Source organism: Streptomyces sp. NPDC004435 (genome assembly GCF_042873895.1).
In the GTDB taxonomy this organism is placed as follows: Bacteria; Actinomycetota; Actinomycetes; order Streptomycetales; family Streptomycetaceae; genus Streptomyces.
Genome location: NZ_JBIAMB010000011.1, coordinates 1 through 14,241, shown reverse-complemented (window position 1 = coordinate 14,241; position 14,241 = coordinate 1). Strand labels below are relative to the sequence as shown.

The 14,241-nt window shown below is 73.0% G+C and carries 13 protein-coding genes and 1 pseudogene; 7 read left to right on the top strand and 7 right to left on the bottom strand.

The genetic code is table 11. From position 1 onward, the window contains the following. Positions 1 to 241 precede the first annotated feature (241 nt). On the top strand, positions 242 to 1,192 hold the full coding sequence (locus ACFYT9_RS20785) for a hypothetical protein (RefSeq protein ID WP_389165875.1): 951 nt from the start codon (positions 242 to 244) through the stop codon (positions 1,190 to 1,192). Positions 1,193 to 1,316: 124 nt separating this feature from the next. After that, positions 1,317 to 1,754, top strand: coding sequence for a peptidase inhibitor family I36 protein (locus ACFYT9_RS20780; RefSeq protein ID WP_389165871.1), 438 nt, complete (start codon positions 1,317 to 1,319; stop codon positions 1,752 to 1,754). A gap of 101 nt (positions 1,755 to 1,855) precedes the next feature. Here the strand turns inward: ACFYT9_RS20780 and ACFYT9_RS20775 are convergent, their stop codons facing one another. Continuing rightward, positions 1,856 to 2,446, bottom strand: coding sequence for a TetR/AcrR family transcriptional regulator (locus tag ACFYT9_RS20775; RefSeq protein ID WP_389165869.1), 591 nt, complete (start codon positions 2,444 to 2,446; stop codon positions 1,856 to 1,858). 107 nt (positions 2,447 to 2,553) lie between these two features. On the opposite strand from ACFYT9_RS20775, the gene ACFYT9_RS20770 reads away from it, so the two are divergent. Then, positions 2,554 to 3,450 (top strand): NAD(P)-dependent oxidoreductase, encoded by an 897-nt coding sequence (locus tag ACFYT9_RS20770; protein ID WP_389165867.1) that lies wholly within the window; start codon positions 2,554 to 2,556, stop codon positions 3,448 to 3,450. 24 nt (positions 3,451 to 3,474) lie between these two features. Here the strand turns inward: ACFYT9_RS20770 and ACFYT9_RS20765 are convergent, their stop codons facing one another. Further along, positions 3,475 to 4,308 (bottom strand): class II glutamine amidotransferase, encoded by an 834-nt coding sequence (locus tag ACFYT9_RS20765; protein ID WP_376602961.1) that lies wholly within the window; start codon positions 4,306 to 4,308, stop codon positions 3,475 to 3,477. A 109-nt stretch (positions 4,309 to 4,417) separates the two neighbouring features. Beyond that, positions 4,418 to 6,142, bottom strand: coding sequence for a PP2C family protein-serine/threonine phosphatase (locus ACFYT9_RS20760; RefSeq protein WP_389165864.1), 1,725 nt, complete (start codon positions 6,140 to 6,142; stop codon positions 4,418 to 4,420). 214 nt (positions 6,143 to 6,356) lie between these two features. Between ACFYT9_RS20760 and ACFYT9_RS20755 the strand changes: the two genes are divergently transcribed. Together ACFYT9_RS20755 and ACFYT9_RS20750 are read left to right on the top strand one after the other, a co-directional pair. Continuing rightward, a complete protein-coding gene (locus tag ACFYT9_RS20755) occupies positions 6,357 to 7,349 on the top strand; it encodes a tyrosine-type recombinase/integrase (protein WP_389165861.1) in 993 nt (330 codons plus the stop codon). After that, complete coding sequence (locus ACFYT9_RS20750; protein ID WP_389165859.1) at positions 7,346 to 8,602, top strand: lipase family protein; 1,257 nt, start codon at positions 7,346 to 7,348, stop codon at positions 8,600 to 8,602. The genes ACFYT9_RS20755 and ACFYT9_RS20750 overlap by 4 nt, the downstream gene beginning before the upstream one ends. Before the next feature lie 269 nt (positions 8,603 to 8,871). Here the strand turns inward: ACFYT9_RS20750 and ACFYT9_RS20745 are convergent, their stop codons facing one another. Then, positions 8,872 to 9,243, bottom strand: coding sequence for a hypothetical protein (locus tag ACFYT9_RS20745; RefSeq protein ID WP_389165857.1), 372 nt, complete (start codon positions 9,241 to 9,243; stop codon positions 8,872 to 8,874). A gap of 251 nt (positions 9,244 to 9,494) precedes the next feature. Between ACFYT9_RS20745 and ACFYT9_RS20740 the strand changes: the two genes are divergently transcribed. Together ACFYT9_RS20740 and ACFYT9_RS20735 are read left to right on the top strand one after the other, a co-directional pair. Then, positions 9,495 to 10,712 (top strand): T4 RnlA family RNA ligase, encoded by a 1,218-nt coding sequence (locus tag ACFYT9_RS20740; protein WP_389165854.1) that lies wholly within the window; start codon positions 9,495 to 9,497, stop codon positions 10,710 to 10,712. Positions 10,713 to 10,714: 2 nt separating this feature from the next. Beyond that, entirely contained in the window at positions 10,715 to 11,629 is a 915-nt protein-coding gene (locus tag ACFYT9_RS20735; protein ID WP_389165851.1) for an AAA family ATPase, read from the top strand. A 108-nt stretch (positions 11,630 to 11,737) separates the two neighbouring features. Here ACFYT9_RS20735 and ACFYT9_RS20730 read toward each other — a convergent pair whose 3' ends face one another. The 3 genes and pseudogenes from ACFYT9_RS20730 to ACFYT9_RS20720 all read right to left on the bottom strand — a co-directional run. Next, the gene (locus tag ACFYT9_RS20730; RefSeq protein WP_389165849.1) at positions 11,738 to 12,619 is read right to left on the bottom strand and encodes a hypothetical protein; all 882 of its coding nucleotides are present in this window, start codon (positions 12,617 to 12,619) and stop codon (positions 11,738 to 11,740) included. A 341-nt stretch (positions 12,620 to 12,960) separates the two neighbouring features. Continuing rightward, positions 12,961 to 14,013, bottom strand: coding sequence for a nitrilase-related carbon-nitrogen hydrolase (locus tag ACFYT9_RS20725; protein ID WP_389165847.1), 1,053 nt, complete (start codon positions 14,011 to 14,013; stop codon positions 12,961 to 12,963). A gap of 60 nt (positions 14,014 to 14,073) precedes the next feature. Further along, a pseudogene (locus ACFYT9_RS20720) lies at positions 14,074 to 14,241 on the bottom strand (ABC transporter ATP-binding protein); the annotation flags it as partial.

Here is a 14,241-nt window from a genome sequence, read left to right as displayed (position 1 = left end):
GCCCCGCATCCCGGGACAGCGGTGTCCCCGCAGGTCAGAGGGGTGGGAATCCCGACTTCCGCGCCACCCCCGGGACACGCTTGCGGCCCGTTCGGCGACGGGGACAGACTGCGGTTGTCCGGCCGCCGCACCGCTCGACGGCAGCGCCTCGGCCGGCCCTCCTCTCCCCTCCCCCGGTGTGCCCCGTCTCGCTTCGGCGCGCCCCTGGATCGCCGAACCCCACCCCCACAGGAGCTCCCGCATGCCCCGCGACAGCCGCCGCACCCGCCCTACCCGCCGTACCCTCCTCGTCTCCGTCGCCGCGCTCACCTCCGCCACGGCGGTCGCGCTCCTCGCCACCGTCCTGCCGGGGCCCGGCGGGACGTCGGCGGGCGAACGGCCGCCTCCGGTACGTGGCATCGGCACGGCGGCGGCCACGGCGGACGACCGGCTCCTGCACGACGCCGAGCAGCGGTTGCTGCGCGACTGCATGGGCCGGCACGGGTTCACGTACCGCGTGGTCCCGCTCGACGACGACAGCGGGTCCGGGCTCTTCCCGTACGTCGTCGACGACGCGGCCTGGGCCCGGCGGCACGGCTATGGCGCCGAGCTGCGGCGGGAGCGGGAGGCCCGTGCGCAGCGGGATCCGAACCGCGCCTACTTCGCCGCGCTTCCTGCGGAGCGCCGGGCCGAGGCGCTGGTCACCGCCAACGGGCCCTCGCCGGAGGGGCTGACCGTCCTGCTTCCCGGCGGCGGAAGCGTGCGTCGCAGCGATCACGGCTGCGTCGCCGAGGCCCAGCGGCGGCTGTACGGGGACCTCGGCGCCTGGTTCCGGTCGTCGACCCGGCTCGGCGTCCTGGAACAGCTGCTGCGGAGCCGGGTCGTGGCCGACGCCGCGTACCGGCGGAGCCTCACAAGCTGGCGGCGGTGCATGGACCGCGCCGGTCACGCCTTCGCCACGCCCGCGGCGGCACGGGCCTCCGCGCTCTCCCCCGTACGCCCCCTCCCGAAGGAGCGGGAGGTCGAACGCGCGCTGGCGGAGGTCCGGTGCGCCGGGGAATCGGCGCTGGACCGGACCGCACGCCGGCTCGACCGCCATCACGGCGGCCTCCTCGCCGAGGAGTACCGCGCGGACGTCGAGACCCGGGACCGGCTGAGGGCGGCGGCGCTGCCGCGCGCCCGCCGCGTCCTCGGCGACGGCCTGCCCGCCTGAACCACGGGCCCTCATGCTCCGCCGGGTGCGCCGACGCATCCGGCGGCGGGCCGGCCGCGCCACGACGGGCGGCCCGGCCCTCACCACCCCTCCCGTCACCACCCATCCGAGAAGGAGACACACCATGCGCATCGTCCGTGCCCTCACGACGGTCCTCGCCGTCGGAGCCCTCACCCTGCTGACCGCCCCGGTCGCCGACGCCCGCGGCGCCGCGTCCGAGCAGGCCGTGCCCGCGGCGGCCGCCGCACCCGACGGCTACCTCCACGCCTGGGAGCACCCCCGCGCGGGCGGCTTCTACTGCCGGTGGAACGCGGCGAACGCCAACTGGGCCGGCTGCCGGGACAAGGTCTCGGACGTCTGGAACAACAGCTACCCCGGCGTCGCCGAGGACGTGAAGCTCTACCGCCTGCCCGACTGGAACGGCTCCTGGGTCTGCCTCCACCAGGGGCACTCGATCCCCGACCTCGGCGCAGACGGGCTGAGGTTCTTCAGCCCCGGGGTGGGCCAGGGCCAGCTCGTCAACGACGCGGTCGGCTCGCACCTCCGGGTCTCGGCCTGCTGACGTCACCTCATCAGGCGCCGGCCCGGCGGGACTCCCCCGCCGGGCCGGCGTCCGCCGTCCACCTTTCGCCGGCCGGGCCTCGTCAGGCGGCCGGGGCCTCGTCAGGCGGCCGGCGCCGCCTCGATCGCGTACGAGCGGACGAGGCGGGCGAGCTGCCGGCCCGTCACATGGAGCGGTTCCTCGCTGCGGTTTACCTGGGCGGTGACCTCGGCGCCCTCCAGGGCGGAAATGACGGTGACCGCCAGTTCGCCGGCGTCCTCGGAGGACCATCCGCAGCGCAGGAGCTTGTCGCGTACGAGCCCCTCCCAGTCGCGCAGCGCGTCGGCGCACGCCTGCTGGATCTCGGAGTCCGTGCCGAGGGTCTCCAGAGCCGCCGCCGTGACGGGGCAGCCGTCGATCCAGCCCGACTCGCGCAGTTCCACGGCGAGTCGAAGGGTGCAGGCCGACACCGCGTCCGCCGGGTCGTCCTCGCTGTCCAGTGCCTGCCGCAGGAGGGTCGCGAACTCCGCGCTGCTGTGCCGGATCGCGGCGACCGCGACGGCTTCCTTGCCGCCGGGGAAGAAGTGGTAGACGGAGCCGAGGGTGGCCTGGGACTCCTGGGCGATCTGTTTGATTCCGGTGCCGACGTAGCCCTGTCTCTGGAGGAGGCGCGCTGCGGCGACGACGATCCGGTCCCGTGTGCTGGTCTGCATGCGCCCACAGTAGCGAGCCATTGAGTAGAGCGCTCGTTCTAGAGCTGTGCTACGTTTTCACCACGCGCTAAATAGAGCGATCGTTTTAGTCGAAACGGAGATCCCCCATGCCCGGTATCAGCACCCCTCAGCCCCGTCGGTCCGTCACCGTCATCGGCCTCGGCCCCATGGGACAGGCCATGGCCGGCGCCTTCCTCGACAGCGGGTACGACGTCACCGTCTGGAACCGCACCGCGTCCCGCGCGGACGATCTGGTCGCACGAGGAGCGGTCCTCGCGCCGGACGTGGAGAAGGCCCTCGCCGCCAACGAACTGGTGGTGCTCAGCCTCACCGACTACGACGCCGTGTACGCCACGCTCACCCCTGCCGAGACCGCGCTGACCGGCCGGGTCCTGGTGAACCTCAGCTCGGACACGCCGGAGAAGGCCAGGGCGGCCGCGCGTTGGGCGGCCGAGCGGGGCGCCGTCCAGCTGACCGGCGGCGTCACCGTGCCGCCCTCCGGGATCGGCAAGGCGGAGTCGTCGACCTTCTACAGCGGGCCGCGCGAGGTCTTCGACCGGCACCGGACCGCGCTGGAGGTCATCACCGGGCGTGCCGACCACCAGGGTGAGGACCCGGGCCTCGCCGCGCTCATGTACCAGATCGGCATGGTGATGTTCTGGACCTCCATGCTGAGCTTCTGGCAGGCCGTCGCCCTCGCCGACGCCAACGGCCTCAAGGCGGCGGACATCCTGCCGCACGCCGTGGAGACCGCGCACTCGCTCCCGGGTTTCTTCTCCTTCTACGCGGAGCGCGTCGACGCCGGCGTGCACACCGGCGACGTGGACCGTCTCGCGATGGGGACGGCCAGCGTCGAGCACGTCCTGCACACCCACGCGGACGCGGGGGTCGGCACCGCGCTGCCGGCCGCGGTGGTCGAGCTGTTCCGGCGTGGCATGGACGCCGGTCACGCGGCGGACAGCTTCTCCTCCCTGGTGGAGCTGCTGAAGAAGTCCGAGGCGTGACCTGGCTCCACCCCCGCGCCACGCTCAGGGCGGCGCGGGGGTGAAGCGGTGCAGTTCGTCGGTGCCCGGCTGGACGACGCCGTAGCTGTTCTCCGGCACCTCGTTCCAGGCGCCGGGCAGGTCGCCGAGGGGCTCGGAGACGACGAGGCGGGAGTCCTCGGACAGGCCCCGCAGGAAGGCGACGTCGGGGTGGAGCCTGCGCAGGGCCTCGACCCGGCTGCTGTAGAAGAGCGAGCGGGACTCCCGCGCGCTGGAGTAGCGGAAGGCCCAGAGGCGTTCGCCGTCGGTGACGGCGAGCGTCATCTGGACCGGGAACTCCACCCCGTGCGCCCGCCCGACCCGCTCCACCACGTCCGCCATCGCGGCGACGGCGGCGGGTGGGTCCCGGTCGAGGCCGAACGTGAGGGACAGGTAGAACATCACCTCGGAGTCGGTCGTGCCCTCGATGTCCGCGTAGAGCGCCGGGTCGACGAGGAGCATGAGGTCACGCCGCAGGCGCGGGAAGCCGGCGATGGCGCCGTTGTGCATGAACATCCAGCGGCCGTGCCGGAAGGGGTGGCAGTTCGACTGCTGCACCGCGGTCCCGGTCGACGCCCGGATGTGGGCGAAGAACAGCGGCGACCGGACGTGGTCCGCCAGCTCGCGCAGGTTGCGGTTGCTCCAGGCAGGACCGACCTCCCGCAGCAGCGCCGGGGTGTCGTTGTGCTCCGAGTACCAACCCACCCCGAAGCCGTCGCCGTTGGTGGTCTCCACCCCGAGCTTCGAGTGCAGGCTCTGGTCGATGAGGGAGTGCGCGGGCCTGTACAGGATCGTGTCGAGCAGCACGGGCGTACCCCAGTACGCGAGCCATCGGCACATGCGCGATCACCTGCATCCCTGTCGGCCCCGGCACGAACCGCCCACGCCGTCCGCCCCGCCCTCCCATTCTCCGCACCCCGGTTCGCCGCCGCCACGCGGGCGAGCGCGTTCAGTCGAGGCGGATGGCCAGCATGCAGGCGTCGTCCTCCAGGCCGGTCTGGTCCGGGTCGGCGAGGATCCGGTCGACCAGCTCGCGGGGTGCCGCGTCCGCACAGCGGGTGAGGAGTTCGGCGAGGCGGTCGATGCCCTGGGTGACGTCCTCTCCCCGGCGCTCGACCATGCCGTCGGTGTAGAAGAGCAGGACGTCGCCCCGGCGCAGCGGCGTCGCCGTGGTCTCGTACGCGTAGCCGGGCAGCGCTCCGAGCAGGGGCCCGCGTTCGCTGGTGCGCAGGGGCCGGGCCCTGCCGCCGCGCAGGAGGAGCGGTGCGGGGTGGCCGGCGTCGGCCCAGCGCAGCTCGCGGGACTCGTCGATGTGGCCGGTGACGACCGTGGCCGTCTGCTCGGCCGGGTCGCCGCACAGGAGCTCGTTGAGCCATGTCGTGATCTCGCCGGCGGACGCGCCGGTCTGGGCGAGGCCCGCCAGGGCGTGCCGCTGCTGCGACATGCGGGCCACCGCGTCGAGCCCGTGGCCCGCGGCGTCGCCGATGGCGACGAGGACCCGCCCGTCGGGCAACAGCCGGCACTTGTACCAGTCGCCTCCGACGGCCGCGTCCGGTTCGGCCGGCCGGTAGGAGGCCGCCACCGTCAGGCCGACCGCGGCCAGGGCCTCGGAGTGGGTCGGCAGCAGCGCCTCCCGCAGGGCGTCGGCCACCCGCCGCTCGGCCTGCGCCTGGCGCCGGAGCCGGTCGGACTCGCGCTCCGACTCGGCGACCCTGCGCCGGCTGCGGATCTGCGGGGTGAGGTCGCGGGCCACCAGGTTCACGGCCCACGGTCGCCCGTCGGTGCCGGCGACCGGCCGGCCAAGGAGGTCGAGCGTGCGGACCTCACCCAGGACGCGGAAGCGGATGCGGGTCCAGGCGGGCTCCTCCCCGGCGAGGACGGAGGTGAGGAATTCGGAGAAGGCGGTGAGGTCGTCCGGCAGCAGCGCGTCGCAGAGCTGGTCCAGCGTCCACGGCATCCGGATCTCGGCGTGGAAGATCCGGCTCAGCCCCTCCGACCAGGTCACCTTCCCCGACAGCAGATCCCAGTTGCCCCAGCCGAGGGAGGCGAGGTACTGGGCGTCGATCGTCATCAGTTCGGTCTGGCTCTGCACCGGCCGCCAGGTCGCGAGGACCTGCTCGCCGCAGCGCGCTGCCGAGTACAGGAGCGGAGCGCGGTGCAGTCGGCCCAGGCGCTGCTCGGTGTAGTCGACGACCCGGCTCTCCAGTGGCCCGCCGCCCGCGACGACATCCGCGAGCCCCGCGAGGAGCCCGCTCGCGGCGGCACCCGGCCGGGCCTCCAGGAACCGCTGCCCGACCTGCCGGTCCGGAGCCTCCAGCCAGTCGGCGGAGCGGATCCTGTTGCCGGCGACGATGCGGAAGTCCCGTACCGCCCCCGTCTCGTCGCGCAGCGGCTCCAGGAGGACGGCCGAGGCCGGGATCGCGTCGAGGACGGCGCAGGTGCCGGTCCCGGAGGCGCCGGGGTCGTGGGTGCCGCACAGACAGGTCGCGTCGGTCTCGCCGCGCGGGGGTTCGGGTGCGGGGGCGAGCGTCTGGACGGGTGCGGTGACCTCGGGCCCGGGCGTGGGGGTGGCGAGCCGGTCCGCGGTGCGGCGGACCGCGGACCTCAGGCTGGAGACCTCGTTTCCGATGAGGGCCTTGAGCTCTTCGACGGTGTCGGGCAGCGGAAACCCCATGATCGCCTCCCTGGGCCGGTGGACACGCCCGTCCGCCGGCAGTCCGGTTACCACCGCACCACCGGCTCTCCCCCGCCTCTGCCCGCCCGGGAATCCGTCATGCGCGGGCGGGGCCCGGTGATGCCTGCCCGGGGCCCGGTGATGTCTGCCCGGGGCCCGGTGATGTCTGCCCGGGACCCGTCATGCACGGGTGGAGACCCGCCGTATGCGGGCGGTGAGCCCTCGTACGCGGGCGGGGCACGGTTCGCGGGCGGGGCCCCTCTCGGCCCGTCCCTCCCGGCCGCGCGGTCGGCCTTGTTCTCGTAAGCTGTCCATCACCCGCCAGGCGATCGGCTGGTGGCAGCGCCAGGGCCGGATCGAAGGCGACCCGACGATCGGCATCGAGCGGCGGCCGGCACCGCCGGACCGCACCAAGGCCCTGGCGGAGAACCAGATCGCCGCCCTGTGGCGCCTCGACGTCGCCCTGCGGGAGAAGACGCAGTGGAAGATGCTCTACGAGTCGGTCGCACGGGCCGACGAGGTGCTGTGCCTCAACGTGGAAGACCTCTACCCGCACGACAAGCGCGGCAGGATCACCGCCAAGGGCGGGGCCACGGAGTGGATTCACTGGCAGTCCGGCACCGCCCAGCTGCTGCCCCGCCTCATCGCCCGCCGCACTCGCGGCTCGCTGTTCCTCACCGACCGCAAGGCCCCGGCCGGAACGTCGACGCTCGACGTGTGCCCGGAGACCGGCCGGGCACGGCTCTCGTACCGCCGCGCTGAGGAGATCTTCGAGGAGAACACCCGGCTGCCGGCCAACCCCCTCGCCTCACCCGACGACATCGAGGACCTGGACGGCTGGACGCTCCACCGGCTCCGCCACAGTGCCCTGACACACGACGCGGAGGACGGCACCTCCACCCCGATGCTGGCCCGCTCCCGCCACGCCTCCGTCCGCTCCCTGGAGCGGTACGCCCGCCTCGGCGTCGACGCGGTCGCCCGCACGTCGCCGAGCGTGACCCAGCTGTCCGCCGCCGTCGCTGAACATTCGAAACCCGCCAGCGGGTTACTTGCTCCCCGGTCTCCGAGCCGGGATTACAGGGCCTGCCGCGAAGGGATAGGGCGCTCCGGCATCCCCTACGGGCCCCGAGGGGGGTTTCCCCCCTTGCGGCCCGGGGGGTCGCTCCATGTCCCAGCGGAGCGGCCGACGGGCATGATCCATCCATGACTTTACGGCGAACAAGCATCCGGATTCTGGCTGGTGCGGCGGTCCTCGGCAGTGTGTCCGCCCTGGTGACTCCGGTCTCGGCGGCGGCCGGCTCCCACAGTGGGCGGGTACAAGGCGGGGCTGTCGTCTCCGTCGAGCAAGCGGCCGACCTCACAGCCGAGGAAGTGGCCGGGGAGCTCCGGGGAAAGATCGACTCGTCCCAGGTCCGTCACGGCGTGACCGCCTATCGGGTCACCTACCGCACCACCGACAGCGCAGGCGCCCCCACGACCGCGAGCCAGCTCGTCGTCCTGCCCAAGAACGGGGCGCGCCACCTGTCCACCGTCTCCTGGCTGCACGGCACCACCGTCTACCGCAAGGACGTCGCCTCGGAGAATCCGAAGTCGAACGACCGGCTCGTCGCCCTGCTGTTCGCCTCGACCGGGCGGGCCGTTTCGGCGCCCGACTACGTGGGCCTCGGCTCGGGCGAAGGCTTCCACCCGTACGGTGACCCTCGGGCCACCGTCGCGGCCTCGGTGGACGGCCTGCGCGCGGCCCGGACCTTCGCCCACCGAAACGGCCGGGAGCTGAAGCGGAATGTTCAGGTCAGCGGGTTCTCACAGGGCGGCCCCGCGACCATGCTGGTAGGCCGGGCGCTTCAGCAGGAGGGCGCCGACCGCTACTTCCGGCTGGGGGCCCTCGCCCCGGTCGGCGGCCCCTTCAACCTCTCGGCCTTCGAGGCCGCCGCGGCCGACGACAAGATCGCCAAATCCGGCATCTACCTCGCCTACTTCGTCACCGCCTGGAACAAGATGTACGGCCTTTACACGTCACCCGGCGATGTCTTCCGCTCCCCCTACGACACCAAGGTGGAGGGTCTCTTCGACGGTCATCACACCGCCGGGCAGATCGTCAGCGAACTCCCGGCGGCCTCCAAGGACCTGTTCACCGAGGACTTCCTGAACAAGATCCGCAAGCCCGACGGAGTCCTGAAGGACAAGCTGCACCCGATGGACAACACATGCGACTGGCGGCCGAACGTACCGGTGGAGATCTTCCACGGCCGGGGCGACAAGGACGTCGACTTCAGTCACGCGGCGTACTGTGCAGACCAGTTGACGAGGAACGGCGCCGCACCTCGGCTGACCGACGTCGGCGACCACGACCACAACGGATCGGTGCGGCAAGCCCTGCCCCGGATCGTCAGGTTCTTCGACGAGTCGGCGAAGACCAACCACTTGAGCAGGTCGATGGCGTCCATCACCGGCCGGTAGGCGGTGTTGTCGCACTTCAGCGCCGGCGTTTTGAGAAGCGGCGACAGCATCCGCCGCCAGTGCGCCGAGTACGACGACCGCAGCACCGTGCGAACCCGGGCCTTATAGCGGGCCTCGTTTGCCGCGGACCTACTTCAGCTCCGCCCCGAGCTCCTTCTCGACCTTCCGCTCCGCACGGGTGTTGATCTTCAGCACGAGCTGGATGAACAGGTCCACCAGCGAGTCGGTGACCTCCGTCTGCCGCACGTCGCACAGCGTGGCCGGCAGCGTCAGCCGCCGCGGCGGCTTCGTCCGCTCCCGGTTCGCCGGGTACTCCTTCGATGCCGGGACCGCCAGGCGTCCACCAGCTTCTCCGACACGTCCGCAAACAGGTCCGCGGGCAGCTCCAACCGCCTCACCCGCTCCAGCTTGTTCACCTCGGCCAGCAGGCTCTCCAGACCCGGGGCGCCGGGGTCCGTCTTCAAGCCGGTGAAGTGCGACCGCCCACCCCTGGCCACCGCGCCGTCGGCATCGCCGTCCGTGCCCTGCTCGGTTCCGTCGTCCGCGATCAATTCCGCCAGGCGCGAGCGGGTCGCGTGGCTGAGCCGGTCCACCGTGCTGCGGCAGGACCGCTTCGCAGAGTCCTTGACCGCCTTGCCCACCAGTCGCCGCACCTGCCCCGGCGCCGGCGGCTCGACGAGACGATCAGTGCGGGGAAACCCCGTTCCAGGGCCGTCACTCAGCACTACCCGTCACCTGGCCGTAGCCATACGAGAACAGGGCCCGGTCCGGTGACGCCGCGTCACGCGGGGCCATCGCGTGTGGGCACCGCCGCCGGATCCCGTGCTAATTCGCTGGTCGGAGCCATCGGCCGCGCGGAAGAATGGGCCCCCTCGAAACCGGGAGGGAACCCATGAGCCAGGCGTACCTGACTCTCGACGCGCTGATGCCGGCCCAGGAGCTGGCGGCGGCGGTCGAAGCCGGGCATGTGACCCGCAAGTCGCACCCCGAGCTGCCGCTGTCCATCTACACGTACACGCGCAGCTGTCAGTACGAAGGCATCTGGAACAGCGTCACCACCCGCTGCCGCGGCCTCGTCGCCGACGACCGTACCGGCCGGATCGTCGCCCTGCCCCTGCCGAAGTTCTTCAACGTCTCCGAGCACGAGTCCGGCCGCCCCTACGCTCCCCCGCTGCCCGACGAGCCGTTCGAGGTGTACGAGAAGGTGGACGGCAGCCTCGGTCTGGTCTTCCACTACGAGGGCCGCTGGCGGGTCGCCTCCAAGGGCTCCTTCATCAGCGCGCAGGCGACCTGGGCGCAGCGCCGCCTCGACGGCGCCGACACCTCGCGGCTGGTGCCCGGGGTGACGTACCTGATGGAGATCGTCTACCCGCAGAACCGTATCGTCGTGGACTACGGCGACCGCCGCGACCTCGTGCTCCTCGCCGCGTTCGGCGCCGATGGCACGGAGCTGGGCCTCGCCGAGGCGGCGGAGGCGTGGAACGGCGTCGGATCGGTCGTGACCGTCCACCCGCCCATGCCGCTCGAATCGCTCGTCAAGCTGGCCGAGACCAACACGCTGCCCGACGGCGCCGCCGCCACCGGCACCGACGCCGAGGGCTTCGTGCTGCGCTTCGCTTCCGGGGTGCGCGCCAAGGCCAAGCTCGCCGAGTACGTACGCCTCCACAAGGTCCTCACCGGCGTCACCGAGCGGGACATCTGGCGCGGGCACGGCGTCCAGCGGTTCGCCGGCACCTCCGCCAAGCGCCTCGCGCAGGGCCTCGGCCTGTCCGTCGCCGAACTCGGCGGGGTCCGTTCGCAGGGCGGCCGGCCCCTGGACGCGCTCCTGGAGCAGGTGCCGGACGAGTTCGACGCCTGGGTGCGGTCCGTCGTCGCGGGACTCGAGGAGGCGTACGCCGCCCGGGAGCGCGCGATCGACGAGGCGTACGCGGGGCTGGCGCCGCTCGCCGCCGACCGGGGCGCGTTCGCCCGCGCGGCGAAGCAGCTGTCCGACCCGGGGCTGCGCTCGGCCATGTTCCTGCGTCTGGACGGGCGCCCCACCGACCTGTTCGTCTGGCGTAGCCTGCGCCCGGAGACCGCCGACCCCTTCACCACCGACGAGGAGAACTGACCGTGCCCGTGGTCCACGTGATGACCGGACTGCCGGCCTCCGGCAAGACGACCGCCGCCCGCGCCCTCCAGGAGCGATCGGAGGGCCGGATGCGACGCGTCAACCTCGACGACCTGCGCACCATGCTCGACCTGCCGAGCGGCGACCGCCGCTCGCGCGCCCACGAGCAGACCGTGCTCGACATCCAGGACGTCGCGGTGCGCGCCGCCGTCGACGACGGCTTCGACGTCGTCGTCGACAACACCCACCTCACGCCGCACATCCCGCGGCGGCTGAAGGCGGCGCTGGCCGGCCGGGAGGCCACCTTCGTCGTGCACGACTTCACCACCGTCCCCACCGACGAGTGCGTCCGCCGCGACGCGGCCCGCGAGCGGCCCGTCGGCGAGGAGATCATCCGCATCCTCGCCGAGAAGCACGCCAAGGCCACCCGCGGCGGCTGGCGGCTCACCGACGACTGGCTCAACGACCGGCCCGCCGTCACCCCGTACGTCCCCGACCCGGCACTGCCGTCGGCCGTCCTGTGCGACATCGACGGCACCCTGGCGCTGCGCGGCGACCGCGGGCCGTACGACTTCACCCGCTGCGACCTCGACCTGCTCAACGTCCCGGTCCGCGACGCCCTGCGCGCCTTCCGTGACGCGCACGAGGACCGCGTCGTGCTCCTCTCGGGCCGCAGCGAGGACCACCGCACGCTGACGGAGGCGTGGCTGGAGCGGTACGAGGTGCCGTACGACGAGCTGTGGATGCGGGCGTCCGGCGACGGCCGCTCCGACGACCTCGTGAAGGCCGAACTGTTCGACACCCACGTGCGCCACCGCTACGCGGTCCGCGTCTCGCTCGACGACCGGGACCGCGTGGTCGCCGTGTGGCGCCGCATGGGGCTGCCGACCTGGCAGGTCAACTACGGCAACTTCTGACCCCGCACCGCCCTGGCCGGGGCGGACACCTCCAGCGCGGGCCGGGGCGGGGTGGGGTGGGGTGGGGTGGGCGCGCCTCGTCGTCCTGGGCTGGGGTGACGGCTCCGGCTACGACCGCGTCGCGGTCCCGCAGCCGGCCTGGCCCTCGCCAATGGGGGCGGTCCGGTCGTACGGATCGACCACGCGCCCGCCGTCCGTGCCCGTGTCCGTGCCTCCCCCGCCGAACACGGGGCGGAAGTAGCCGGTGGGCGCGCCGCAGCCGCCGTTCGTCATGTCGAGCTTGTACGACAGGAGGGTGAAGGTGCCCTTCTCGGTGACGACCTTCGACGGGTCGTCCCAGCTCACCACGGTCTCCCGCCGCACGATCACACGCACGACCTCGTCGCCGCCGCCGGCCGGCGCGACGGGGTAGACGGAGGTGACGTCGGCGGTCACCTCGACCGCGCCCCGCTTCCCCACGCGATAGGTGAGACGGCCGCGGGTCCTGACCTCGTCGCCGACCAGGCGGGCCTGGGCCGGGTCGAAGCGGCTGAAGAGCATCAGCGGGTCGTGTTTCTCGCCGGGGGTGCTCAGCGCCGTGGAGATGAAGGTCGTCACGTCCTTCTGGTGCGGGTTCATCAGGGCGATCGCCTTCTCCGGGCGCCCGCCGCGCAACACCGCGGGGTCCAGGCCGGCGGCGGCGAGGAAGTCACGGGTGTCCGTGAGCGCGCGCTCCACCTCCGCCTTCGTCATCCAGCCGGTGGCCTCGGCGGCGGGGACGGTGATGCCGGCCATGCCGTTCGCCCAACGGGCCGCCGGCGAGCCCCGGAACGGCTCGGCGAGGGTGGCCCGCCCGTCCTCGTCGGCGGGCGGTGCCTGCTCGGGCCGCGCCGTCTCCTGCGCGAGCGGGGTCGCGGTGGCGGCACGGTCCGGGCCGTCGGACCAGCCGATGAAGCCGCCCGGGTCCACCGCCACGACCAGCAGCGCCAACGCGGCCACCAAGCCCGCCACGTACCAGCCCTTCCCACGCCGGGGCCTGGGCCGTACGGCGAAGGGGTCGGGAGGGTACGGGGACGTGGGCGCGCGCCACGGTGTCGGCTGCGAAGGTTCCGCCCGCGCCCGGGCCGCGGCCTCCCTTGCCCGTGCCGAGGGCTCCGTGGGTACGTCGGCCGCGCTGTCGCCCGACGTCCGCAGGAACTCCGCCCACACCTCGTCCGGCTCCGACGAACCGTCGCGCTGGCCGCCGCCGTTCATGCCTGAACCCCTTTACCCCGTGCTGCCCGCCCCTCCCCAGGGCCCTCGCATGATCGCACAAACGATCATGCGGCACCGCTCGGGACCGGACGACCCCGTCAGGTGCCGGTGCCGGTGCCGGTGGTGGTGGTGATGCTGGTGACAGTGGTGCGGGGCGTCTCGTCGACGTGGAGGGTGAAGACGTCGGGGCGGGCGTAGTGGCCGGTGGTGTCGAGGTCGAAGCGGGCCCGGGCGAGGTCGTCGAGGTCGAGTTCGGCGGTGAGGATGCCCTCGCCGTCGCGCAGCGGGCCCGCGAGGACCTCGCCGAGCGGGGAGACGATGACGGAGCCGCCGCCGATGAGGACGGTGTCGGGCGCGTCGCCCTGGACGGGGTGGAGGTCGTCGGGCAGGGCGTCGCGGCGCAGGTACTGACAGGCGCTCAGGACGAAGCAGCGGCCTTCCAGGGCGATGTGCCGCATCGTGGCCTGCCAGGCGTCGCGGTCGTCGACCGTCGGCGCACACCACAGGTCCACGCCCTTGGCGTACATCGCGGTGCGCAGCAGCGGCATGTAGTTCTCCCAGCAGATGGCGGCGCCGAGGCGGCCCTTCCCGGAGTCGAGGACGGGCAGGGTCGAGCCGTCGCCCTGGCCCCACAGGTAGCGTTCGGCGGCCGTGGGCATGAGCTTGCGGTGCAGACCCAGGTAGCCGTCGGGGCCGAAGAAGAGCGCGACGCAGTAGAGCGTGCCGCCGTGGCGTTCGACCGCGCCGACGACGGCGTGGCAGGCGAGTTCCCGGGTGACGGCGCCCAGCGCCTCGGTCTCCGGGCCCGGGAGTTCGACGGCGGCGGCGTGGTACCGGCGGAAGAGGTCGCGGCCCTCGGGGGTACGGCTGCCGACCGTGATGCCGAAGTCGAGCCCCTTGGGGTAGCCGCCGATGAACGCCTCGGGGAGGACGACGACCTCGGCCCCCCGGGCGGCGGCCTCGCGGATGAGCTCCTCGGCCCTGGCCACCGCGGCCGGGGTGTCGAAGTGCGGGGCGGCTGCCTGGACGACGGCCGCGGTCACGGTACGGCGGGGCGCGGCGGGAGTTGCGGCGGCGGTCGCGGTGGTCGCGGTGGTGTTCGCGGTTGATGTCTCGGTGGCGGAGGTCGCGGTGGCGGAGGTCTCGGTCATGGTCTGACGTTAGGGGCGAAGCAAGGTCGCGTGGGCCGACGACCCCACCCTGCGAGCGCGTCAGCCGGCGACGGGTGCGTGGTCCGGGGCGAACCTTTTGGGTGCGGCGGGGATCATGAGGGGGGTGCCGGTCTCGGGGTCGTCGATGATGCGGCAGGCGAGGCCGAAGACGTCTTCGACGAGTGCGGCGGTCATGACGTCGGCGGGGGCGCCTTCGGCGGCGATGGT

Coding starts and splice junctions, on each gene's coding strand:
- ACFYT9_RS20725 (WP_389165847.1), bottom strand. CDS start 14,013: ATGACCGAGACCTCCGCCACCGCGACCTCCGCCACCGAGACATCAACC.
- ACFYT9_RS20740 (WP_389165854.1), top strand. CDS start 9,495: ATGAGCCAGGCGTACCTGACTCTCGACGCGCTGATGCCGGCCCAGGAG.
- ACFYT9_RS20750 (WP_389165859.1), top strand. CDS start 7,346: ATGACTTTACGGCGAACAAGCATCCGGATTCTGGCTGGTGCGGCGGTC.
- ACFYT9_RS20770 (WP_389165867.1), top strand. CDS start 2,554: ATGCCCGGTATCAGCACCCCTCAGCCCCGTCGGTCCGTCACCGTCATC.
- ACFYT9_RS20775 (WP_389165869.1), bottom strand. CDS start 2,446: ATGCAGACCAGCACACGGGACCGGATCGTCGTCGCCGCAGCGCGCCTC.
- ACFYT9_RS20785 (WP_389165875.1), top strand. CDS start 242: ATGCCCCGCGACAGCCGCCGCACCCGCCCTACCCGCCGTACCCTCCTC.
- ACFYT9_RS20765 (WP_376602961.1), bottom strand. CDS start 4,308: ATGTGCCGATGGCTCGCGTACTGGGGTACGCCCGTGCTGCTCGACACG.
- ACFYT9_RS20760 (WP_389165864.1), bottom strand. CDS start 6,142: ATGGGGTTTCCGCTGCCCGACACCGTCGAAGAGCTCAAGGCCCTCATC.
- ACFYT9_RS20780 (WP_389165871.1), top strand. CDS start 1,317: ATGCGCATCGTCCGTGCCCTCACGACGGTCCTCGCCGTCGGAGCCCTC.